This is a genomic window from Wolbachia endosymbiont (group A) of Gymnosoma rotundatum, assembly GCF_947250765.1.
Lineage (GTDB): Bacteria > Pseudomonadota > Alphaproteobacteria > Rickettsiales > Anaplasmataceae > Wolbachia > Wolbachia pipientis.
The window spans coordinates 1099931-1123971 of the sequence record NZ_OX366347.1; the positions used below are offsets into that span (position 1 = coordinate 1099931).

At 34.4% G+C, this 24041-nt stretch carries 24 protein-coding genes and 3 pseudogenes; 17 read left to right on the top strand and 10 right to left on the bottom strand.

Annotated elements, in window-relative coordinates; genetic code table 11:
• Positions 1–6: 6 nt before the first annotated feature.
• From OOK97_RS05505 to recA, 3 genes are all read right to left on the bottom strand, one after another.
• Entirely contained in the window at positions 7–777 is a 771-nt protein-coding gene (locus tag OOK97_RS05505; protein WP_015589351.1) for a CDP-alcohol phosphatidyltransferase family protein, read from the bottom strand.
• Complete coding sequence (locus tag OOK97_RS05510; protein ID WP_007548750.1) at positions 774–1466, bottom strand: phosphatidylserine decarboxylase; 693 nt, start codon at positions 1464–1466, stop codon at positions 774–776. The genes OOK97_RS05505 and OOK97_RS05510 overlap by 4 nt, the downstream gene beginning before the upstream one ends.
• 187 nt (positions 1467–1653) lie before the next feature.
• The gene (gene recA / locus OOK97_RS05515; RefSeq protein ID WP_010963008.1) at positions 1654–2721 is read right to left on the bottom strand and encodes a recombinase RecA; all 1068 of its coding nucleotides are present in this window, start codon (positions 2719–2721) and stop codon (positions 1654–1656) included.
• A gap of 624 nt (positions 2722–3345) precedes the next feature.
• Between recA and OOK97_RS05520 the strand changes: the two are divergent.
• A pseudogene (locus OOK97_RS05520) lies at positions 3346–3474 on the top strand (DnaJ domain-containing protein); the annotation flags it as partial.
• 511 nt (positions 3475–3985) lie between these two features.
• On the opposite strand, the gene OOK97_RS05525 reads toward OOK97_RS05520, so the two are convergent.
• Positions 3986–4930 carry an IS110 family RNA-guided transposase gene (locus OOK97_RS05525; RefSeq protein ID WP_264336326.1) on the bottom strand — a complete coding sequence of 315 codons (945 nt, stop codon included), beginning with the start codon at positions 4928–4930 and terminating at the stop codon, positions 3986–3988.
• A 221-nt stretch (positions 4931–5151) separates the two neighbouring features.
• On the opposite strand from OOK97_RS05525, the pseudogene OOK97_RS05530 reads away from it, so the two are divergent.
• The 10 genes and pseudogenes from OOK97_RS05530 to OOK97_RS05575 all read left to right on the top strand — a co-directional run.
• Positions 5152–5667, top strand: a pseudogene (locus tag OOK97_RS05530) (phage portal protein); the annotation flags it as partial.
• Positions 5664–6764: a S49 family peptidase gene (locus OOK97_RS05535; protein ID WP_264705124.1), complete on the top strand. Its 1101-nt coding sequence runs from the start codon at positions 5664–5666 to the stop codon at positions 6762–6764. The pseudogene OOK97_RS05530 and the gene OOK97_RS05535, both read left to right, overlap by 4 nt.
• Complete coding sequence (locus OOK97_RS05540; RefSeq protein ID WP_264705125.1) at positions 6739–7110, top strand: head decoration protein; 372 nt, start codon at positions 6739–6741, stop codon at positions 7108–7110. Before OOK97_RS05535 ends, OOK97_RS05540 begins: the two co-directional genes overlap by 26 nt.
• Positions 7111–7134: 24 nt before the next feature.
• Positions 7135–8139, top strand: a complete 1005-nt coding sequence (locus tag OOK97_RS05545) for a major capsid protein (protein ID WP_264376316.1) — start codon at positions 7135–7137, stop codon at positions 8137–8139.
• Positions 8140–8222: 83 nt separating this feature from the next.
• Positions 8223–8543 (top strand): head-tail joining protein, encoded by a 321-nt coding sequence (locus tag OOK97_RS05550; RefSeq protein ID WP_174516711.1) that lies wholly within the window; start codon positions 8223–8225, stop codon positions 8541–8543.
• The gene (locus OOK97_RS05555; protein WP_164224822.1) at positions 8536–9024 is read left to right on the top strand and encodes a phage tail protein; all 489 of its coding nucleotides are present in this window, start codon (positions 8536–8538) and stop codon (positions 9022–9024) included. The genes OOK97_RS05550 and OOK97_RS05555 overlap by 8 nt, the downstream gene beginning before the upstream one ends.
• Positions 9005–9532: a hypothetical protein gene (locus tag OOK97_RS05560; RefSeq protein WP_224721422.1), complete on the top strand. Its 528-nt coding sequence runs from the start codon at positions 9005–9007 to the stop codon at positions 9530–9532. The genes OOK97_RS05555 and OOK97_RS05560 overlap by 20 nt, the downstream gene beginning before the upstream one ends.
• On the top strand, positions 9522–10091 hold the full coding sequence (locus OOK97_RS05565) for a phage baseplate assembly protein V (protein WP_205517798.1): 570 nt from the start codon (positions 9522–9524) through the stop codon (positions 10089–10091). The genes OOK97_RS05560 and OOK97_RS05565 overlap by 11 nt, the downstream gene beginning before the upstream one ends.
• Positions 10092–10130: 39 nt before the next feature.
• A complete protein-coding gene (locus OOK97_RS07310) occupies positions 10131–10583 on the top strand; it encodes a PAAR domain-containing protein (protein ID WP_319803566.1) in 453 nt (150 codons plus the stop codon).
• A 5-nt stretch (positions 10584–10588) separates the two neighbouring features.
• A pseudogene (locus OOK97_RS05575) lies at positions 10589–10672 on the top strand (GPW/gp25 family protein); the annotation flags it as partial.
• Here OOK97_RS05575 and OOK97_RS05580 read toward each other — a convergent pair.
• The gene (locus tag OOK97_RS05580) at positions 10649–11131 is read right to left on the bottom strand and encodes a hypothetical protein (RefSeq protein ID WP_264705126.1); all 483 of its coding nucleotides are present in this window, start codon (positions 11129–11131) and stop codon (positions 10649–10651) included. The pseudogene OOK97_RS05575 and the gene OOK97_RS05580 sit on opposite strands and share 24 nt — an antisense overlap.
• Positions 11132–11658: 527 nt before the next feature.
• Here OOK97_RS05580 and ltrA point away from each other — a divergent pair.
• From ltrA to OOK97_RS05610, 6 genes are all read left to right on the top strand, one after another.
• Positions 11659–12435, top strand: a complete 777-nt coding sequence (ltrA, locus tag OOK97_RS05585; RefSeq protein ID WP_264705127.1) for a group II intron reverse transcriptase/maturase — start codon at positions 11659–11661, stop codon at positions 12433–12435.
• A 32-nt stretch (positions 12436–12467) separates the two neighbouring features.
• Positions 12468–13034 carry a group II intron maturase-specific domain-containing protein gene (locus tag OOK97_RS05590; RefSeq protein WP_264705128.1) on the top strand — a complete coding sequence of 189 codons (567 nt, stop codon included), beginning with the start codon at positions 12468–12470 and terminating at the stop codon, positions 13032–13034.
• 108 nt (positions 13035–13142) lie between these two features.
• The gene (gene wmk / locus OOK97_RS05595; RefSeq protein ID WP_264705129.1) at positions 13143–14045 is read left to right on the top strand and encodes a WO male-killing family protein Wmk; all 903 of its coding nucleotides are present in this window, start codon (positions 13143–13145) and stop codon (positions 14043–14045) included.
• A 47-nt stretch (positions 14046–14092) separates the two neighbouring features.
• On the top strand, positions 14093–15076 hold the full coding sequence (gene wmk, locus OOK97_RS05600; protein ID WP_264705130.1) for a WO male-killing family protein Wmk: 984 nt from the start codon (positions 14093–14095) through the stop codon (positions 15074–15076).
• Positions 15077–15624: 548 nt separating this feature from the next.
• Positions 15625–16524, top strand: a complete 900-nt coding sequence (locus tag OOK97_RS05605; RefSeq protein ID WP_264705131.1) for a DMT family transporter — start codon at positions 15625–15627, stop codon at positions 16522–16524.
• Positions 16525–16571: 47 nt separating this feature from the next.
• The gene (locus OOK97_RS05610) at positions 16572–17879 is read left to right on the top strand and encodes a UDP-glucose dehydrogenase family protein (protein ID WP_264705132.1); all 1308 of its coding nucleotides are present in this window, start codon (positions 16572–16574) and stop codon (positions 17877–17879) included.
• A 17-nt stretch (positions 17880–17896) separates the two neighbouring features.
• Here the strand turns inward: OOK97_RS05610 and OOK97_RS05615 are convergent, their stop codons facing one another.
• The 5 genes from OOK97_RS05615 to OOK97_RS05635 form a co-directional block, all read right to left on the bottom strand.
• Entirely contained in the window at positions 17897–19042 is a 1146-nt protein-coding gene (locus OOK97_RS05615) for an MFS transporter (RefSeq protein WP_264705134.1), read from the bottom strand.
• 140 nt (positions 19043–19182) lie between these two features.
• Positions 19183–20226, bottom strand: a complete 1044-nt coding sequence (locus OOK97_RS05620; protein WP_264705136.1) for a threonine aldolase family protein — start codon at positions 20224–20226, stop codon at positions 19183–19185.
• Positions 20223–21272: a threonine aldolase family protein gene (locus OOK97_RS05625; protein ID WP_264705669.1), complete on the bottom strand. Its 1050-nt coding sequence runs from the start codon at positions 21270–21272 to the stop codon at positions 20223–20225. Before OOK97_RS05625 ends, OOK97_RS05620 begins: the two co-directional genes overlap by 4 nt.
• 1 nt (position 21273) lies before the next feature.
• Entirely contained in the window at positions 21274–23049 is a 1776-nt protein-coding gene (locus OOK97_RS05630; protein WP_264705137.1) for an ABC transporter ATP-binding protein, read from the bottom strand.
• Complete coding sequence (locus OOK97_RS05635; RefSeq protein ID WP_264705138.1) at positions 23050–24039, bottom strand: phytanoyl-CoA dioxygenase family protein; 990 nt, start codon at positions 24037–24039, stop codon at positions 23050–23052.
• Positions 24040–24041 lie beyond the last annotated feature (2 nt).

Consider the following 24041-nt stretch of genomic DNA (forward strand, 5'->3'; position numbering starts at 1 on the left):
TGTTAGCTAACGAGTTTTATATGTAAAATATATGTAAAACCCGATGCTTATTGGAATAGTAAGTGTATACACTATACCTAAAATTGGTAGAGTCATCCAGGGCTTACTGATGAAAAATACAATAAGTACTCCAAAAAATGACACAAATATATAGGATAGGCTTTTGGGAATATAAATATATTTTGCAGAGAAAGTTGGAATGTGACTTATCGAAAAAAATGAAATGGCCAGAAAGTAACAAGCTACGTTTCTTGTGTTAAAAAATCGCTCTATGAGAAGTAAGTATTCACTCTCATGAGATTGAAAGGTAATAATTATTGGTAACAAAGAAAGTAAAGCACACACTGGAGCTGGAACACCAGAAAAGAAAAATTTTTCCCAGTATGGTTGTTCTGAGTGTAGCGAAACATTAAATCTTGCAAGTCTTATTGATATGCAGATTACGTATATCATTACTAAAATCCAACCTATGACTTTGATTTCGTTTAGCTTCCAAAAATACAAAAGAAATGCAGGCGCTGCACCAAAATTTAGAAAATCTGCAAAAGAATCAAGCTGGGCTCCAAAATCGCTAGTTGATTTTAGAATTCTAGCTATTCTGCCATCCATTCCATCTATTATTGCTGCAATGATGATAAAAATTACTGAGAATTCCCATTGTTCATTAAATGTAAATTTAAGTGAAGTGAGACCAGAACATAAACCCAATAAAGTTATAAAGTTTGGGAATAATTTAGTAATAGGTAAGAATCTACTGTTACTTCCATCGTTATTCATATAACGTCAAAAGTAAGCTTCTCTTGAACGTTTTCCTTATTTAAGTTTGCTATAATTGTTTCACCACCAATAACAGTTTGCCCTTCTGAAACTCTGACTTCTGTATCAGCAGGAACATAGATATTCACTCTACTGCCAAACCTTATAATTCCAAACCTTTCACCTGCTTTTACGTTCTGGGATATTCCTAAATTACAAACGATACGACGTGCAATTAATCCAGCTATTTGCTCCACAATAATTTCTTTCCCCTTTTCGTATTCAATTACAATAACCTGCTTTTCATTTTCATTACTAGACCTATTGCTCATTGCGGATACAAACTTGCCTTTTTTATAACTCATTTCCTTTATCGTACCAGATATTGGTATACGGTTCACATGGACGTTCAAAACACTTAAAAATATGCTAACAAGCGTAAACTTCTTCTCCTCTCCGTTTTCTGCTGATAAAGGATAATTAACTTCTTCAATTTTTGAAATCACACCATCAGCAGGACTTAATATAAGATTCTTATTGTTTGGCACAGCTCTTGCTGGATCACGAAAGAAATAAGTACACAATAATGTCGGAAACAAGCACGTAACGCCAAACCCCCAAGATATAGAGAATGCTATACACGTTACTATAAAGGAAACTACTATAAATGAATAACCTTCCCTGTTTATATTAGGTAAACCAAAACACATAATCTTATTAACAATAACCTATTGTTAACAATTTATCATTTATAATTTCTCATGAAAAGCTTTTTTTAACTGCTTCAGCAAAGTCTTTTTGATACAAGGTAACATTACAGATTGTTATATTAGCACATAGAATTACCGTCATACTGTAACAACCCGTCCAACACAAAATCTAATGCCTAAGTTTAGATCAGAAAACTGATTCTTCTAAAAGTTGCTCACTATCCTCGTCTATTATGATAGAATTATCATGATTTCTGAGTAAATCTCTGATTTTCGTTTCTATTTCATTTGCGACTTCTTTGTTTGTTTTTAGGTAAGTTTTTACATTCTCTCTTCCTTGCCCAAGACGTGTGTTGTTATATGAATAGTAAGCGCCTGCTTTTTCAAGCACACCAAGCTTTGCTCCCATATCTATTATTTCTCCGAGTTTTGATATACCTTCATTGTACATTATATCAAATTTCGCTTCTCTAAATGGAGGAGCAACTTTATTTTTTACAACTTTAACTCTTGTTTCATTACCTGTAATATTTTCTTTGTCTTTTATTACACCAACTTTTCTTATATCAAGCCTTACAGAAGTATAGAATTTTAATGCATTTCCACCCGTGGTAGTTTCAGGATTTCCATACACTACTCCTATTTTCATACGAATTTGATTAATAAATATCAATATACAGTTCGCTTTTGAAACGGCAGAGGTTAGTTTCCGTAGCCCATGACTTAGAAGCCTTGCTTGCAGCCCCATATGTTGATCACCCATATCACCTTCAATTTCAGCTCTTGGAGTTAATGCTGCGACAGAGTCAATAACTATCACATCAACCGCACCAGAACACACTAAATACTCAACAATATGCAACGCCTGCTCTCCAGTGTCTGGTTGTGAAATCACTAAATCATCAGTGCTTACCCCAAGTTTACGAGCATATAAGACATCCAATGCATGTTCTGCATCGATAAATGCGCATGATCCTCCTTTTTTTTGTGCTTCAGCAATCACGTGCAAGGCAAGAGTGGTTTTACCAGAACTCTCGGGGCCAAATATTTCAATTATACGCCCTTTTGGCAGACCTCCAACACCTAGAGCCGAATCAAGCGCAATTGATCCTGTGGATATTGTGTCTATTTTTTCTACAGGGTTTTGCTTCAACTTCATTATTGCACCTTTACCGAATGCTTTTTCAATCTGGCTTATTGCGTTATCTAGCGCTTTTTGTTTATCACTATTTCTTTCTTCTGGGTTACTTGCCATAGATCATTTATTAATTTATATAATTCTCTATGATAATCAAACGCGAATAACCTGCCAAGGTTTTTCTAGTATTTATGTATTATTTCAATGAAAAATATTAACGTTTTCATAAAGCAGATATTTGTTTGCCTTCGTTAGTAACACACTATACTTTAGTGTACGAACGTTGCAATTTGCAGCATAGCAGGTGGTGTCATCCAAGTAGCCAACACTGAAATGACTAAATTCGAAATGGCTACATGAATTTATTGTAAATTACTACCGTATAAGGTGCGATGCAACAAAGCCATTCCAGTGTCAGCTACTTGAATGACACCTCTTAGATGGGTCAGCTACTCAGATCTGCCATGAAAACTGCAACCCTAAATGTTGGAGCACTGTCGTACACTAAGCGCTGTAATGACAATTTTAGTCGCTTCATACACTTATCATGCTAGTCATAACAGAAATAATTTTTACCAAAGATATTTATGAAATAATTGACATAGTTTGGAAATATGTATATTATAGAACATTAATAGTTAGTTAATTTGTAGGTGTAATGTGGCTAGAAATGTTTTGAATGAAAATGAGTACCACGCTTTAAAGCAGTTGTTTTTAACATTTAATATTCAAAAGGAGGATGTGGTAAATTCTGACATTAAGAATATTAAGAAAAAGCTTAGTCAACAATACCGTAAATTATCGTTAAAATATCACTCAGATAAAAACCCAAACAATAAAGAAGCGGAGGAGAAATTTAAGGTTATTGCATTAAATAAGCCATTTTTTGAAGAATTTATAATAGAGCCATTGGAGAAAGGTCTCAATAAAAGAAATAATTTAATAAAAGAATTACGCGGTAAGTTGTGGAGTCGCAGTTATGAAGAATTGCAAAAATACTTAGATGATAAGTGCAGAAATAAACTCTATAATAAGCAGCAGTCAATTAACAATAATGTAACTGCGTATGTAAAATATTCTTCTTATTCAAATCTCTTAGGAGTTCTTTTAGTATCCTTCACATCAATTGCATTTTTAATAATTAATGGTATCAACTATGTTTTTTAAAATTTTTTGAATTTAGTTTCATTACAACTTTTGTTTGTAATTTTGTTTTTTATTCGAGTAAAAAGTGCATTTTTGACAATAAAAACCCTAACTTAATCATAGAAAAATTTTGTATCAAACAACAGTTACTGCTTAGATCTTATGGTTAACGAATATGTGCTTTAAATGTGTGTAGACGCACATATTCGTTAACCTATTTTCTATGCAGATTTTTTTAATTCACATTGACTGCTTCTTTAAGCCTCGCATTGGCAATTACTATGATTTTACGCATTAGAGCTGTCATAGCCACCATCTTCTTTTTACCTTTACCAACAAGCCTTGAATAGAAGGCACCAAGCGCAGACTTAGACCTTGAAGCAGACATCGCAGCTGTAAAAAGCTTTTCACGAACGTTGCTTCTGCCACCACTTATTCTGCGATAACCAATAGTTTTACCACTTTCTTTCGGATGAGGTGCAACTCCAGCAAGACTTGCAATTTCTCCCCTACTTACATAACCAAGTTCTGGCATTAGACACAGAAAATCTTGAGATAATTTTGCACCTATTCCTGGAACTGTTTTAAGGATTTTTTGGCGCTTTTGTAACTCTGGATTCTCATCAATAATTTTTTGTATGGTATTGTTGAGCTCATCTATCTGGCTATTAAAGAATTCAATAGTTTTCTGACAGCTTTCTTTTATATGGTCGTTTTCAGGTGCTGCAAGCCTAGATTTCTCTTGAGCTCTCATTTTTGTAATGTCATCACGACGTTGACAAAGTGCAACTAAGGTTGTTTGTTCTTTTGACATAGGTGCAAATAGAGATAGAGTACTATAGCGTTCAAACCCATACTGAGCAAGGGCTCTTGCATCTGATTGATCAGACTTTGCTAAAGTTCCATGAGATAGAACAAAGCTTTTTACTTTGCGAGTATTAGCTCGATGTACAGCAATATCTTTATCAACAAGAAAATGTGCTAAGCCAAGCTCATATTTTCCAGTGTTTTCCAGAGTTACTAAAGAATTAGGTAAGATATTTGAAAAATCTTGAAACAATTGTTGCCAGCCAGCAGTATCATTGTCGAATTCGACAGCGTTCTTCTGTTTGTGAACTGCAACAACATTTTTAAATTTTCCGATATCAATGCCAATAAAATTTTGATAAGATGTAATCATAATAACCTCGATTAGTTTTAATTAATTTAAGATTGTAAACGGGTGCATACATATGTCCCATGCAACTATTCAAACGTATCGAGAGATGGGCTAGTGTACCTTGATCCGAACGGTTATAATACCAACAGTTGGTCGGTCGCACACGCCCGTGATAACTCTATTCCTATAGTGAGTAGGGTTATCTTCCCTCTTATCTCCTTTATATCATATTTTTAATTTACAATGTTGGAGGAAGTTATGAAGCATTCATGAGACAGCAATTGAGGGCAATAGCAATAGGCACAGGAATAACATATGAGCAACTAACAGGAGATTTAACCGGTGTTAATTATTCATCCATTAGAGCAGGACTGATAGAGTTTCGCAGGAGGTGCACAATGTTACAGCATAACATTATGGTATTTCAGTTTTGCCGTCCTGTATGGGATAGGTGGTTAGAGTTAGCACTACTTTCTGGAGAGTTAAACATAGATGAAGAATGGACAAAGGGAAAAGAAGGAGCAAAAAAAGAAGTAAAATGGATACCACAGGGATTTGATTGGGTCGATCCGCTAAAAGATCAGCAAGCACAGCAAATGGCAGTAAGAAATGGATTTAAGAGTCGATCAGAAGTAGTATCAGAAATGGGTTACGATGTTGAAGAAATTGACCAAGAAATAGCAGAAGATCAAAGACGTGCAAGTGAACTGGGCTTAAGTTTTGATTCTGAGGTTACTGCAAATCAAGAGGTGATATGAAACAACAATGGCTAAACAGATGTGTAATGGTAGAACCAAGGAGTTTTGAGTTACTGTCACTACAAACAGGAAAGCAGCCTATCTTTAAAAATATAAAACATGCAGTAAGAAATAGTGAAAGAGGAATAATACCGATACATGGAATCTTGACAAAAAAGTCAGAAACTTTTGATGGTTTACTGGGTATGACATCATATGAAAAAATTCATGAAGAGATAGAGAGCGCTTTAGAAGATAAAAGCATAGAGACGATTCTACTTGATATAGATAGCCCAGGAGGAGAAGTAAATGGAGTGTTTGACCTTGCTGATTTTATTTATGAATCAAGAGCAAAAAAGAGAATTATTGCAATAGCAAATGACGATGCGTATTCTGCTGCGTATGCAATTGCTTCTAGTGCTGAAAAGATTTTTCTCACCCGCACTTCAGGAGTTGGGAGTATAGGGGTAATCGCAAGTCATATAGATCAAAGTGGGTTTGATGAAAAACAGGGGGTAAAATATACTACAGTATTTGCTGGAAGTAGAAAAAATGATTTAAATCCACATGAGCCAATAACTTCTGAGAGTTTAGAAAATCTAAAAAGCGAAGTGAATCGTTTATATGGAATGCTGGTTGAGCTAATAGCGCGGAATAGAAGCCTCTCTGTAGAGGCAATAAAAAATACTGAAGCAGGGCTATATTTTGGCGAGAAAGCAATAGAGATGGGTCTTGCAGATGGAATGACAATTCTTTCGGGGTTTAAATTTATTAATAAAAACAGGAGTATTACTATGAATGAACAAACTAGAACTGACCTAGAAACTGATAATTTAACTAAGTATCGTAATGAAGTTCTTGAATTAATGCGTTTATGTAACTTATCACGAATGCCAGAGAAAATAGGAGAATTTATTGAGCAGGGCGTAAGTGTTGAGCAAGCAAGGGAAGTTTTAATGGAATTACTTGCAGAGCAAACGAAAAAGACAGAGATACTGAGTGCAATACCACAGAATTCAGGAGAAGAGTTGATGATGCAGGTAGCGAAAAGTCGTAGGCATTTAAAATATATAACAAAAGGAGAAAAGCAAAATGAGTACTATAACCGAACAAAATAATCTAGGTGACTTATTAAAGTATGAGGCATCAAGCCTGTATTCAAGAGACTCAATAGCAGTAGCTAAAGGTCAAAATCTTAAACTTGGTACAGTTGTTGGTCGTGATAAAGACAACATGATTAAGGTAATAAATCCAACTGCCACAGATGGCACACAAACAGCGATAGGTGTAATAACAAGCGATGTAAATAGCAAAGATGGAGATACTAAAGCAATAATAATTACTCGTATTGCTCTTCTTGCCGATCATGCAGTTGTGTGGCCAGCAAATATTACTGAAGAGCAGAAAAATGCAGCAGTAAAGCAACTTGAAGCACGAGGGATCATTATCCGCAAGGGAGTTTAACTAAAATTAATAAGGAGAAAAAAAATGCAAAATCCATTTACAAATACAGCATTTAGTATGACGGCACTAACAAATGCGATGAATATATTGCCGATAAATTATGGACGAGTTGAAAATTTAAATTTATTTCCAAGTAGGTCAGTAAGATTTAGACATATTACCATAGAAGAGCAAAATGGAGTATTAAGTTTACTACCAACGCAAGTACCCGGAGCACCAGCAACAGTAGGAAAAAGAGGAAAAAGAAAGGTAAGAACATTTACGATTCCACATATTCCACATGATGATGTAGTGTTACCAGAAGAAGTACAGGGAATAAGAGCATTTGGATCAGAAAGTGAACTTAAAGCGCTGGCAGATGTAATAACTGACCATTTACAGCTAATGAGAAACAAACATGCAATAACATTAGAGCATTTGCGAATGGGAGCGCTGAAGGGAATTATTCTTGATGCTGATGGGTCAGAATTATTAAATCTGTACAACGAATTTGAAATAACACCAAAAGTAGTAAATTTTGCCCTAGGAACTGCAACAACAGATGTCAAGCGTAAGTGTCTGGAAGTACTCCGGCACATAGAAGATAATCTAAGTGGTGAATATATGACAGGAATTCATGCTTTAGTAAGCCCTGAGTTTTTTGATGCACTTACTTCTCATACTAAAGTGAAAGAAGCATATGAGAGATGGCAAGAAGGAGCAGCGCTAAGAAATGATATGAGGTCAGGATTTGCGTTCTGTGGAATAACGTTTGAGGAATATAGAGGACAAGCAACTGATCCTGAAGGAACCGTGAGAAGATTTATTGACAAAGATACAGGGCACTGTTTTCCACTAGGAACAGCAAGCACATTTACAACATATTTTGCACCAGCAGACTTTAATGAGACAGTAAATACTCTTGGACAGCCACTCTATGCAAAACAAGAGCCAAGAAGATTTGATAGAGGGACTGATTTGCATACGCAGTCAAACCCTCTGCCAATGTGCCACCGTCCAGCAATACTAGTCAAGATCGTTGCAACATAGGTAGAACAAATATAAAGCGGTGTGAGGCAGAAGAATGCTTTACCTCTTCTTAGCATATAAATGTTAGTATATAGCGGAGAAATGTGCAAGAGAATATTAAGAGATTATTTAAAGATTGTTTTGCTCATTTAGGAAAAGTAGCTTTGTATGAATCAAAGGATAAGTCATATATGGTACAAGTACTAAAGCAACAGCCAGATAAATTATACGAGATTGGTGAAGGACAATTTGTGGGAGAGATGCTTTTTCTTGAGGTAAGCGTTTTTGATGTACTCAGGCCAATGGTGGGAGATATTTTTGTTATTGATGGTTGTAAATATAAAGTATATTCTCCGCCACTGCGAGGTAATTCAGGAATAGTTTGGAATATAAACTGTACAGTACTTGGAGAGAAAGATGTTTAAAATTGAAGTTAATGAAAACATTGAGAGAATTACTCACGACATTGATGCTAACAAAGCTAAAGTAGAGTTGGCAGCGGTAAGAGCGCTAAACAAAACGGCACTATGGTTAAAATCTCAGGCTGTCCGAGAAATCAGTGAAGAAAAGCAAATTAGGCTGAAAGTAATTAGAAAAAGACTAAGAATCATCAAGTCAAGAAAAAGCACTTTGAAAGTTTTAATTAGAGCATATCTGTATGATATAAATATAAAACAAGCAAAAATAAGAACAGCATTTAATGATGAATTTATGGCAACAATGCCAAGAGGCTATCGTGGTATTTTTAAACGTGTAGGAAGAACAGCACTACCGATACAGGAGGTTAAACTACCACTTGAACCTGAGGCTTCAAGGATAATAGAAAATCTTGTTAATTATGAAGTTGAAAGGATATTTGAAAAATATTTTACACATGAGTTATTTTATGACGGCATTTTGGACTAATTTACATGAGGCAATTTGTAATACGCTAAAGGCAGAGATACCAGCAATTCAAACTTGTGAGGTTTATCCAGCAATCAGGAAAGAATTGATAGCACCAGCAGTATTTATAGAACTTAGTGGCTTTGAAAAAGGACATGATCCAGGAACAGAAGAATTAGCGCTGAGAGCAAAATTTGAAGCACGAATTGTGATTGATAGCACAATAGAAAATGCACCTATTATTGTCAGAGCATTGGCGGCAGAAGTAGCAAGAGTGGTAAATAAAAACACTTGGAAAGTGGAGAAAATTTCACCAGGAGAATTTATCTCAGGAGGAGGAGATGATTTTAGGCCAGAGCTCGATGCATATTTAGTGTGGATGGTAGAGTGGGTGCATGAAGTACATCTTGGTGATTCAGTATGGGCAGAGAGTAGTATTCCGCCGAGTACTGTTTACATTGGGTTTACGCCTGATATTGGAGTTGCTAATAAGCATAAATATGTAAAGGTTGGCAAAAATGATGAATAGTTTTGAAGATGCGAACTTACTAATAAAACTTAATAACTTGATTAGAGTTGGCACAGTCGAAGAAGTAGGCTGTGGAACGGCTAAGGTACGTGTAAAAATGATAGGTAATATATTAACAGACTGGTTGCCATGGGTAACAGCAAGAGCTGGAGAAGACAGAAGTTGGTCTGCACCAAGTATTGGAGAACAGGTGATAGTACTTTCGCCATCTGGTGAAATTGCCAAAGGGATTGTCTTACCTGCAATTTATTATAAAAAATATCCTATTCCAGAAGGAAGTAAGGAAGAAGTAAGCGGTTTTGTTTTTAAAGATGGAACAGTTATTTACTATGACCGAAATGGTCATAAGTTTACAATTTCTGTCAAAGAAGAAGGAGCTCTTGTTTTTGCAGTGAAAGAAACGCAAATGGAAGTAACTAGTAAGGAAGTTATTTTAAAAACGGGAAAATCAAGTTCAAATATAACTGATGAAAAGATTGTCTTACAGGTTGGGAACTCAAGTCTAGAGATTACTGAGAGTGGCATTAAGTTAAATGCGAAAAAAATAGATTTAAACTAGCCGGAGAAAAATGTTAGAGCTAATAATGATAAGGGTATTATGATTGGTGATATTGAGTATACCTCTCAAACATCAGAATTAAGTGGATATGAATCAGGATGTGAAGATGAGTCAAGAAGAGAGGAGGAAACAAGAGGTTCATTGTTAGGGCAAAAACGACTTTCAGAATCAGACAAAGATTTAAGTTTGGCAAAACAGGGAAAAGTTGTTCGTTTTGGTGATATGTGTAACCAACATGGAGATTATTTACAAAGCCCTGGCATAGGAGGAAGCAGTAATGTGTTTGTAAATGGTAGGCCTGTGCATCGTCAAGGAGATGAATGGTCACAACATGCATCAACAGACCCTTATAAACCACCACATACTAGTCAATCCCTTCTTGAGGGGTCAGATTCAGTGTTTGCAAATAGCAAAGCGATTGCTCGTACTGGTGACCTAATTTCCTGTGGAGCAGTGGCAGAACAAGGAAGCAATGATGTCTTTGCAGGGTAAGTGATATGCGTGGTATGAATTCTGAAACTGGTAAAACAATAAGTGGTATAGAGCATTTAAAACAATCAATAGTTGATATTTTGACTACTACGACAATGTTGTAAATTTTGACCTTTTTGATTGTTATGTTCTGTAGAATGAGGTATATCTTTTACTCGAAACACTATATTTACTTCTTCAATATCAACTTCAATTCGCTTAACTAATATTCTGATAACATTACGTTTAGTTAGCCAATCTAAATCATCAAGCTTTGATTTAATATTGGAAAAAAACTCTTCTAAATTGGTTACAACGAGAGTTAATTCTTGTTGTAGATTTTTTCGATTGAATATTTTTTTCTTTTCCTCTTCAACTATTTTTAAGCTCTGTTTTGCTGCTTTAATTCGTGGTTCAAATTCTTCTTTGCTAATATACCCTTGAGTATAGCTATCAATAAGTCTTGAAATGCCTTGTTTCAGCTTATCATCTTGTTTTTTAAGTGAATCAGTTATTTGATCACATGGTGATTTTTGAAGTTCTGAGAGCCTAGTGTGCCGTAGAGACACAAGGAATGTTCAAGTAAGAGCAAACTAAGTGCAAAAGCTACGCAATAGATGGGGGTGGGCCCCTCGGAGCCGGCTTACAAGAGCAGGCTTCAAACAACCATAAGCTGCTTTGGTAAAAAGCTAAGGTAGTGAGCGTTATGGAAAAGGCGCAAATATGCGTCATGTGTAAAATAGAGAGATGAATGAAAATGAACCACTGATAAAGTGTCGAAAGGAATTGGATGATGTCAAAACCAGGGGTTAGACTTAACCTGGGATAAATCTATCGGGAGCTTGTTTACTGGATAGATGGCGTCCGGCATAGAGGTGGCATGAATCTATTTTGGGCTATTGCGTGGAACTGCGGGAACCTGTCGTTTCGATGATAAGGGAGAAATCCAAGGAGCTGATCTCTGAGGATGAGAGTACCGATGCGGAAAACAGGGGCGGATCAGCTCGTAGTAGTGAAGAAGTTTCTGTAATGGAAATGGAGCGAAGGAGCTGAGTTATTTAGTTTTAGTTATTTATCAACCGAAAGGGAGGAGTTAATGAATAAAACAAAGTCTTTTGATATACCAAAGCAACTTATTTGGAGAGCTTATAAACAAGTATCGAAAAATAGAGGTGCTGCTGGTGTAGATGGGGTTTCGATAACAAAGTTTGAGGAAAATCTAAAAGATAATCTATACAAACTATGGAATCGTATGTCATCCGGAAGTTATTTTCCAGAGCCTGTAAAAGCTGTAGCAATACCGAAAGATATGGGAGGAGGACAAAGAATTTTATGTGTTCCTTCAGTATCAGATAGGATAGCGCAAACAGCAGTAACAATGTATCTCGAACCGTTAGTGGAGCCAAAATTCCATGAGGATTCATATGGTTATAGATCGAATAAATCAGCATTGGATGCGGTAGATACAGCGCGTAAGAGATGCTGGAAGTACGATTGGGTGGTAGACCTTGATATATCAGGGTTCTTCGACAATCTGGATCACGACTTAGCACTTCAGGCTATCAAGAAACACACAGACTGCAAATGGGTCATACTATATGTTGAAAGGTGGATGAAATCCCCTATACAACTTGCAGATGGCAGTAAAGTAGTTAGGGATAAAGGAGTTCCGCAAGGAGGTTCAGTTAGCCCAATCATCTCTAATATATTCATGCATCATGTGTTTGATATATGGATGAAAAAGAACTATCCGACGGTACCATTTGAGAGATATGTGGACGATGCGATAGTGCACTGCAGAACAGAGAAACAGACAAGATTTGTGAAAGTAATGATCGAAGAAAGATTGGCTGAGTATAGGTTGAAAGTATAGCTTTTTTTACAATAATCCGAACAGACCGTAATATGCTACTGGCCTGCTATAGCCATAAACACATATCTTATCGCATTCGGACTATTATAAGAAAGGCTATACATCCTAAAAAGACACAGATAGTGTACTGTAAGGATGACAATAGGAGAGATGAATTTCCTAAACAAAGTTTTGATTTTCTGGGTTACACATTCAGACCCAGGTTAGCAAGAAATAAAATAGGGAAGCATTTTGTTTCATTTCTCCCAGCAATTAGCAACAAGGCCAAGAAAAAGATTACTACAACCATAAGATCATGGAAAATGCTACGAAATACGCATATAACATTAGAGGAGATATCAGGAAAAGTAAATCCAATAGTCAGAGGCTGGTATCAGTACTATGGCAAATTTTACAGAACTGAGGTCTACAAATCTCTAAAGAATGTAGAGCGGCATCTAGAAAAGTGGGTCAAAAGGAAATATAAGAGACTCAGGAGTCACGGAAGACTAGCAAGACAATTTCTAGGAAAGGTGAGAGATAGGTCTCCAAATATTTTCTATCATTGGACACTAGGTTTAGGGTCAAAAAGGCTAAATAATGGGAGCTGTATAAGCTGAGAGGTTTATGTACAGTTCTGCGAGAGACTGGTAGGGGAAGTTCCACTGGTCTACTCTCCCTGGAGCCTTTGAGCTATAGTAGAAAATATTATATGTATGGTTCTTTGTATGGAAAAAAGTCTAGATTATGAAGTAGGACAAAAAGTAAAAAGTTGGAGGTTAGAGCGAGGTTATACTCAGAAGGGTTTAGCAGAGAAAATTGGTGTAAAGTACTGGGTAATACTGCAATATGAGAAAGGGAACCGTAAAATTCCAATTAAGAAGTTATATGCTATAGCAGAAGCATTATCAGTAAATGTTAAAGGTCTAGTTTGTGGAGAGACGCTACCAAATGAAAAAAGATATTTTGAAGATAAAGAAATATTAAATTTAGTAAAGGGGTATAAGGATAAAGAATTAAGCGAGGTATTTTATTTATTAACCAAATTTATTCGTTTGAGTGAGGAAAGAAGCAGAAAAGCGGTAAAAATGGAAGTAGCAAGGGGTTTGATGAAAGTAGGAGTTTCTGCTCATGTTATCTCTCGAACAACTAACCTATCTATTGGTGAGTATGAGGAGAACAAAATTCCGGTTCCATACAAAGTAGGGCAAAGGATAAAAGAGTGGAGATTGATACGAGGATATACACAAAAAGATTTAGCGAATAAAGTTGGCATAACAAATCAAGGAATATACGAGTATGAACAAGGGCGAGCTGCTGTCTCACTTGAAATGTTAGATGAAATAGCAAAGGTATTATCAATCAGTATCATAGATCTACTTCCCGAATCAGATGAAGAAGCGGAAGAAAAGCTATCAAATTTGATAGAAGAATACAAAAAGATTGAGAGTCGGGAATTACGCGATATGCTAATCAAGTCTTTATTTGAAGGTATACATGTTTGTAGAGAAAAGGTCAGAGAGGAAAAGAAGATTGAAGTTGCAAGGAATTTAGTTAAAGAAGGAATTTCTGTTGATATTATCTTGCAAACGACAGGCTTATCAAATTATATGATTGAGAAATTTTTGTGATTTCATAAAAACTTAGCCAATAGTGGATTTTTTTTGTGATAGAATATATGTTTGCTTCTGTAGGAAAAACAGCTTTTAGAGGATTTATCTATGATAATTCAGAGCATATTGGCTCAGTAAACTACGAGCTAGGGAAAAAAATAGAAGGTTATAGGATAGTACAAGGGTATACTCAGGCAAAATTAGCAAGCAAAATTGGTTTAACACATAAGGAAATACATAACTTTGAACTAGGGTGCAAGGCTATTACAATCAAAGAATCGTATATAATAGCAAGAGCATTGTCAGTCAATGTTATAGATCTACTTCCAGGACCAACAGTACTAAGAGAAAACGGTTGGTACGAAGATGAGGATAAAGAAATAGTCTATCTAACAAAAATACATGGAGAAATTAAGGATCAGGAATTACGAAAGAAACTGTATCCATTAGTAAGGTTTGTATATATTAGCGAAAAAATTAGTCAAGAAGAAGCGAAAATAGAAGTAGCAAAGAATCTAGTGAAAGAAGGAGTTTCAGTTGATATTATTTTCCAAGTGACTCGCTTATCTACTTACGAATATGATGATATAGAGAAAGAAATTTGTACTGATTCTATACTCTACAAAGTGGGGAAAAGGATAAAAGAGCAGAGATTAATACGGGAATACACTCAGGAGGACTTGGCAAATAAAATCGGTTCAACACCTAAAGAAATACACGACTATGAACGAGGATATACAGACATTCCAATTGAAATATTATATAAGATAGCAAAGACATTATCAGTTAACATTAAAGCTCTTGGACTAACAGAATATGAAAATGAGCCAGTTTTGCGGTTTGTAGGTAAATGCGAAAAAATTGAGGATCAAGAATTACTGGATACGGTAGCTAGATCTTTATCTGAAGGAATGCAAACTGGTAAAGAAAAGGTTAAAAAAGCAGAGAAAATCAAGATTGCAAAAGATCTAGTTAAGGAAGGTGTTGCTATTGATATTATTGTGCGAGCAAGTGGCCTAACTGCTAGTGAGTGTCCAAAAATTAATTGACTTGAATTCTGGGTTAAAAACAGGGATACTTAGAAATATTCTATTAAGATATAAGTGAAAGTAGTTAATATATCTGTTCTAAACCCTTGTTTAGCTGACTCAACTGAAGCATTTTCATAAAGTTTTGCTGCTAATTTGCGTTGTTTGATAAACTTCAAATTTATTGATGCTAAAACGCATATAGCTAATGCTATCAGAGGAGCTAGTTAGTAAAATTGCCACCGAGCTATCAGTAGAAGTGCTTACTCCCTATTATTTTATTTTTCTTAGGCTTCTTGCTGCAGGCACTTGATGTTTTTAGTTATGGTATTATCCACATAATGTGATGATTATGATTACATTCGCAAATATTATCATATATTACAAAAAAGTCAGGTAGCATTTCTGTTTATTAAAACTATACAATTAAGCCAAATTTTATATAATACTTCTCATGCCACTTTTACTAAATATTCATGAATATGGTTAAACAGTAGGTGGAAGAAAGCCTGTATGTTGTTAATCTTTTTAAAGTAAAGTTATATTATGGAAATTTATGTAAGAGCTTTATGAATCACAAATTAAGGGCTTATTTACTTGGAGTTGGCTGGTTTGTACTTAGTTTATTTAGTAGTGTAGCTAATGATACTATATCAAAATATCTAAGTTTACATCTTCAGAGTTTTGAAATAATTTTTTTCCGCTTTCTGTTTACCACTATTACCCTTGTACCTTTTATGTTTTACTATGGAATAGAAACTTTTAAAACAAGTCAAATATCTACTCAAATAACCAGGGGTGGGTTGTTGTTTTGTGGAATGACCTTATGGACTTACGGGTTGACTGTTTTCCCCATAGTAACTGCAACGATTATAAGTTTTTCTATACCATTATTTGTTATACTTCTTGCAATCCCTTTGCTAAACGAAAATATAATTTGGCAAAGATGGATAGTAACTGTTATTGGCTTTGTTGGTATTGCTATTACTACCAAAGCTCATAGTGAAGATTTTAATCCTAAAATTCTTATTTTTATTGTATCTGCATTGATCTTTGCTATATTGGATATACTTAATAAGAAACTTGTAATAAAAGAGTCAGTAATAAGTATGTTATTTTATTCAGCTCTAACGACAACTATTTTTTCTACTCCACCTTTGTTATTTTATTGGCATATGCCTTCCTTGTTGGAGTTAGTATTACTGCTGATTTTAGGAATAAGTTCAAACCTAATTCTGTTCTTCATGTTAAAAGCTTTTGCTCTTACTGATGCTACTGCACTTGCACCGTATAGATACATAGAGCTAATAATTTCTGCAATAGTAACATACGTTATATTTAATGAATTACCTGATAAAAGTGCTTTATATGGTACTTTGATATTAATACCGTCAACCTTATTTATAGTTTATTCGGAAGGTAAGGCAATTAAGAAAAATAATCTAACAACAAAAGTTTATAATTGTTAATGGTATTTATTTTAGATGCTAAGCTATATTTTTAAGGTGATAATAAAATGCACATAACTATTATAGGAGTAGGGTATGTAGGATTAGTATCTGGTACAATGTTATCGGAGCAGGGCCATAAAGTTGATTGCATTGACATAAATACTGAGAAGATTGAACTTTTGAAATCAGGGAAAATTCCTCTATATGAACCTGGATTAGCAGATTATTTAGAGAATAATATAAAGTCACAAAGGATAAGATTTTTCGATTCGTATTTTCAAATAAATCCCAATACAGAAGTAGTATTTATAACTGTAGATACTCCATCAGACTCCCTAGGAAATGCAAATTTACAGAATGTATATAATGCAGTAAGTGAAGTTTCTGAGAGAGTTAATCAAGATTGCTTAATAGTGATAAAGTCAACTGTTCCTCCTGGTACTGCAGAAAATATACATAATTATTTATCTAATAAGGGCTATAACTTTGATTTGGGAGTTAATCCAGAGTTTCTCAAGCAAGGCTCTGCAGTATCAGATTTTTTATACCCAGATAGGATAATAATAGGAGTAAAAACTAAGCTAGCTAGAGCAAAACTAGAAGTTATATATAGATCATTTATAGATAAGAATATTCCGTTAATAGTCACTGATACAGTTACTGCTGAAATGATTAAGTATGCTTCTAATGCTTTTCTAGCAACAAAGGTTGCTTTTATCAATGAGATGGCAGGTTTATGTGAGCTATTAGGAGCAGACATTGACCTTTTAGCTAACAGTATGGGAATGGACCATAGAATAGGTAAGGAATTTCTCAAAGCTGGTCCAGGATTTGGAGGATCATGTTTTCCTAAAGATTTGTCAGCTTTAATAAGGCTTGCTGAAGATCACAATGTCAAGCTACAAATTTTAAATTCAGTTAAGGAATCTAACTATAATCATATAACAAACATTGCTAAAAAGGTAGAATATGTATTAAATGGAGTCCAAAATAAAAAAATAGCAATATGGGGGCTAACTTTTAAGTCTGGTACTGATGATGTAAGAAATAGCCCAGCTATAGATATTGCACAATTGTTAGTGAATAACAAGGCTAAAATTACTGCATATGACCCAATGGGGATAGATAATGCTAGGCAAGTTCTAAAGGATATAGAATACGCGGACAATGCTATAGGGGCTGCAAGGGACGCGGAAGCCTTGTTATTGTTAACGGAGTGGAAAGAATTTAAAAATCAAGATTTTGCAAGTTTAAAGAGTATTATGGCTGCACCTAATGTTTTTGATTTCCGTAATTTATTAGATAGCGAGCTATTACTAAGATATGGTTACCATGTTTATTCCTTGGGTAAAAAATCTATCTACAAAGTTTAACTGTTGAGAAATTTTTTTTACACCGCTTTACTTAGTTTTTTTAGATCTTTGCTTGATAGTATGGAAAAGCAAACGAGTGCAACAACAGAGCAAATGGAAAAAAATGAAAACATAATACTGTTACCGCAGTGCTTAACAAGTACTCCTAAGAGCACGCATGAAAATATTGAACTTGCAATATACCCAAATAATCCTGTTAAGCTTACAATTGCACATACATTATTTTGTGGAGCAATTTCTACAGCTATAACACCTGTCAGTACTTGCACTCCAAATATAAAGAATCCTGATAAGATTGCACCAAGGTTCATAAGAATTATATTTTGACCAAAATTCATTGCAATAAAAGTGAGTGCTATACCCAACATGTAAAGTAATGCCAGCAAGCTTCTATTTTGAAAGAAGTACATATCACTAATTCTTCCTGTGATTAAAGTTCCTAGGATTCCACCTAAATCATATACGCCTGTTATTAGTGAGGATTGTACAAGAGAAATTTGTAATTTATCCCTTAAAATTATAGGAAACCAAAAGAAAATTCCCATTTTTATAATATAAGCACAAAAAGTAGCACAACATAGAAACCATATGGAACTTGTTACCTTGATACCTATTTGAGATTTCTGCACCTTATAATAGGTAGTAAAGTTGGCACTTTCTTTGTAATATGCCTTTAATATTATATAAATTCCAAAAAGTAAGCATAAGAAACCAGAGTACAAAAATGCACTTTTTGCATCATATATTCTAATTATACTTGGTAATACAATTAAAGTAATACAAGAACCAAGTTGCTGAGATGCGCTCATAACTCCCCATGATGATGCAATTGAAGAGATGCTAGAGTTTGTAACCATAAACTTGGTAATAGCTGGCCAACCTAACCCTTGTGTCCAAGCTAATAATATTAATGTTAACAGTAATAAAGTTAGATTATTATATGATAAAGTTATACCAATGGTTAATAATCCAGTTGCAATATTGCATAGCCCAAACATAAATAATGGATTATTTTTGGAGTCCATTATTATTCCATTAACAAATTTTGATACTCCATAAAAAAAAGAAAAGCAGGCAAAAAAATAGCTTAATTTTACATGGTCAGTATCTATTAACAGTGGCAGAGCAATTGGTATACTTTGTCTTGATAAATAAAGCAGCATATATCCACAGAAGAATAGTAAATATTGAAAGAAGACAAAGTTCACACCTATTCCCAAATAGCTCTATGCAGATGCTAGCATAATACTATATTGGTATAATATTGTTTGACAAGAAGTTTGCAAACAATTAGTGCAGAAAATTACTTACTTAGTATCTTTCTTATAGCAGATACAGTAGCATTAATATCTTCATAGCTTATATCTCTATGTGTTATAGCTCTGATTTTACCTCTTATGTTAGCCATTCTAATCCCATAATTTGTCATTAGTACGTTTATTAATTCTTGAGTAGATATACAATTAGTACGTAATGAAAAATACGCTATATTAGTTTTATATAGGTCGATATCAATTATAACTTGATCTATGGAGTCTAGGCCTTCTATAAGGTGCTGCATTTTTTTATGATCTTCTTCTAAAGAATTTACATTATTATGTAGAGCATATAAACATGCAGCTGAAATAATGCCAGCTTGGTGCATACCTCCGCCAATTTGAAACTTATAGTACCAAGCTTTTTCAATAAACTCTTCACTTCCAAGCAATATTGCGCCTATTGGAGCACCTAATCCTTTACTAAAATCAATGAATACCGAATCAAAATAACTTGCATACTCCTTTGGAGATATTTTAGTATGAGCACAAGCGTTGAACAGTCTTGCTCCATCTAAATGAGTGAATACGTCATTCTCTTTGCAGAGACTTGAGATCTCTTGAATATATTCTAAAGGCCACACAGCTCCACCACCAAAATTTGTCGTTTGTTCGATAGAAACAAGCCCAACTCTCGGAATATTTCTTAAACTAGGACGAGTAATAAACTCAACAATTTGTTCTCCAGTAAATATTCCTCTCGTACCTTTGATGGGCAAAGGAGTGGCATGTGCCTGGGCTGCGATCAAGCCAGATTGTACTATGAGCGGATGTGAAGTTTCATCAAGCAGCAAGTAATCACCAGGTCTTTGAATGTGTACTTTATAAGCAATTACATTGGACATCGTTCCTGAAATCAAAAAGATTCCTGCAGGTTTACCTAATATTTTACATGCGGTTGCCACTAATTCGTTCACAGTTGGATCTTCACATGCAGCTTCGTTTCCAACTTTTGCTTTAGCCATCGCTTCCCTCATTTTAGCTGAAGGGTCAGTGTTTGAATCGCTAAAGAAATCTATTTTTATTCTCATATTAAATTTAACACAACCTCCTTTATAATTTCAGCAGCTTTCATGATGTCTGTTTCTTTTGTGCCAAGATGGGTAACTGCTCTTATATGAGACTCGAGCCAAGGAAAAAGCAATAAACCATAAGCTTGGCACTTACTCAAGAAAACCTCATTAGTTACATTTAGTGCTTTTATACTAAAGCTTACTATGTTAGTTTCTGGATAAGGTAGTATCAGCTTTACATGTGGAATTTCTTTAATCTTATCTGCAAATAATTTAGCAAGCTTATTATCTTCTTTAAGCCTAGAGATATTATTCTGTAGTACATATTTTGCTGCATTAGCACAATACCCTATCTGATGATAACCACTACCTAGCCAAACCTGTAGCTTTTTAGCCCTTTCAATTATCTCTCTTTTACCCATAAGCATTGAACCAAAAGGAGCGCAAAGTCCTTTAGTAAAAGAAAAGCTCATTGTATCCACATATTTAGCATAATCTGCTAAAGCAATATTTGTTTCGATATGAGCATTAAATATTCTTGCACCGTCCAAATGAAGATTTACATTGTGAGCTTTTAAAAAGTGATATAACTCGACTTGTTTTTCAAAAGGATAAATTTTACCATTAAACCCATTTATACTATTTTCTATAGAAACAAGACTCACCTGAGCAAAAATTTTATACCTCGGCTTAGAATTAATAGCATATTCTACTTCAGCAATATCTAAGATTCCGCTATTATTTCTAATACAATTAAATACGATATTATTTACTTTTGCATTGCCTGCGCTATCGAAAAAATTAACGTGATAATTATAATGAGTTATTAGTTCATCACCAGGACTTGTTTGACTGGCAATGGCTAATCTATTTGCAAGCATACCGCTGGTTACAAATAATGCTTCTTCTACTTTGAATAATTGTTTGCAATATTCTGATAAGTCATTACAGCTTTTGTCTTCACCATAAGCAAAATCTCCAACAGTTGCATTACTTATTGCATGTATAACGTTGGAGCTCTGCAGAGTTGTAGTGTCACTTCTCAGATCAATAATTTTTTCCATCTTATTTTTTGCCATTCAAACAACCAATTTGAGCATTCCAAAGTTCCTTGTAAAGACCTTGCTTAGAAACTAGTTCAGTGTGTTTACCATCTTGGACAATTTTTCCTTTGTTAAATACTAGAATTCGGTCCATGTGTAAAAGTGTAGAAATACGGTGTGCTATAGTAATCGTAGTCTTATTTTTCATCAATTTGAATAAACTCATTTGAATTGTTTTTTCTGTTATAGAATCTAACTGACTAGTTGGTTCATCAAGAAATAATATTGGAGCGTTTTTTAAAAATGCCCTTGCTATTATTATTCTTTGTCTTTCTCCTCCAGATAGCTTGATGCCTTTTTCTCCAACTGTAGTTCCATATTGATCTGGTAGAGTCATAATAAAATCGTGAATACCAGCCAGCTTTGCAGCTCTCATTATTTCTTCGATAGTAGATTGAAGTCTACCATATATGATGTTTGCTAAAATAGTATCATGAAATAACAATGGGTCTTGAGGTATTACAGATATTTGTTGCCTCAAAGAACTCTGTGTAACTTCTGATATTATTTGATTATCAATCTGTATATTACCTTTTTTAACATCAAATAGCCTTAGGATTAAGTTTATAAAAGTAGATTTACCACCTCCAGAACAACCAACTAGACCTACTTTTTCGCAAGGATTAATGGTAACTGAGAAATCTTGAAATAATGACTCCTGACCTTCATAAGAAAAAGAAACATTATTAAACGTTATTTTTCCACTTAATAAATTTAATTCTTTAGCATTTTTCTTATCTTGAATTTCTGGTACGGTAGTTAAGATTGGCAATGCATCTGAAACTTTGCCGAAATGAGTAGAAAATTGCGTAAGATTCCTAGTTAGATGGTTAAGAAACTCTATAATCGATATATTAATTCCAAGTACAAGAGCTATATCTCCTATTGCGATCTTGTTCAATTGATAGTCATAAATTAAAAAGTACAAGTTTACTGCTTGGAGTATATCAAATGAATAGCCATATATAAACCAAAGACAAAAGTATGCCCATTGTAATTTTCTCTCTGCAATAGTTCTTTTCTTGCATATTTGAAAAAATTTGTGTCTCTCATGTGCTTGCTGAGAAAATAGCCTTACTGATATAACATTTAAAATACTATCTGCTATACTAGCTATTACTTGTGAATTTTGTTTAGAGTAATTATCAGCTAGTTCAGTAAGTACACGAAAGCTGAAAATCGATACTAAAATAAAAATGCTTACCCAAGTGAATGTAGCGATTGCAAATTTTATGTTTACTAATGATAAGGTATAAATAGCTAAGACTAATGCTATGCTGTAACCGAAAAAACAATCTATAAGCAATCTTATTAACTCTATCACACTATCCATTAAGTTACTGACCTTATGTACTAAGCTTCCAGATAAATTGTTCTGATAATAGGAATGGTCTTGCTGGAGTAGCCTACAAAAAGACATATCAGCTATCTTTTGACGCATTAAGGTAAACATTCGAATGTCAACAAAATAGCCATAGAATCTAAAAGCAGTAGTGATAAGTAATGCCATACCAAGATAAGCGCTTACAGGTAATAAAAGATTCTCAATTACATTACCTTCCTGATATTTTACAGCTGTATCTAGAATATTTTTTACTAAATACTTTCTAAAAGACAAATCAACAGCTACCACCAGGGCAACTAAAGACATTATAAGTACATTAAGTTTGAATTTAGATACTATATTCAAGATGAACATCAATACACATTTGAAGCTATCAACTCTACTTCTGTTCATTTATAATGCTAGCTCCACTACGTTGACTTTTTTATTGAGAAATACAAGTAGTGAAAACCATAAATTTTTGTATATTTTTCCTGAGATGTCTCCAGCATCATGTAGTGCTGATGCTCGATTCAGAATAAGTAGCTTATATAAATCTCGCTTAGCCTCAGTAGTGTCGATCTCAGAAATATTTGTAGTTGTGTCTGTAATAAAGGCTAACCAGCTCTTGATAAGTTCTTCCATGTTTTTTACTTTTATACTTTCCTGGTAGCAAAACAATGACAAGCATTCTCTCAGTACAGATTCTGTTAACTCACCACAATTGAGTATACCAAAAACTGAAGGCTGAGGTTTTGGCACATAGGGAAGATCTTGATCTTTTATAATCCACCTTGTTACATAAGCAAATCTATCTTTAGCATCTGTATTCTTATCACTACCATGCCATAACCGTGAATCAAAAACTATTGCATCTCCTGCTGAAATAGGTAATGACTTAATTTTGTAATTTTCCCGATTATTTGAGTACTGATCAAAAAAATATGGGTACCAAAAATCAACTAAAGGCTGTATTTCCCATTTATGACTGTTTTCTATAATTTGCAGTGCACCTGAAGTTTCACTTACATTATTCAAAGCTAACCAAACAGAAAAGTGGTAAGGATCATTGAAACTATAGGAGATGTCTTGGTGGAAGGGAACTGCATCTATTAAATCAGCAGTTTTACATATAACATTTGATTTTTTCTGCAGTATCTGACACTGAAGTGACTTTTCAAGGTAATTTTTAATAATTTCATCTAATGCTTGAGAGATAATTCTAGTTACTTGAGATGACGTGCCCCATCTGCCGGTACAGTTTAAGTAGTCAGAAGCTGAAACACTTAGTTCTTGGGATAGCTCTGATATCTTATTTGTTATATCACTTAAAGACTGAGTTATTAGCTTTAAAGGAACCAGATTTTTGATAATAAAAAAACCATTTTTTTGTAGTATTTCCATAT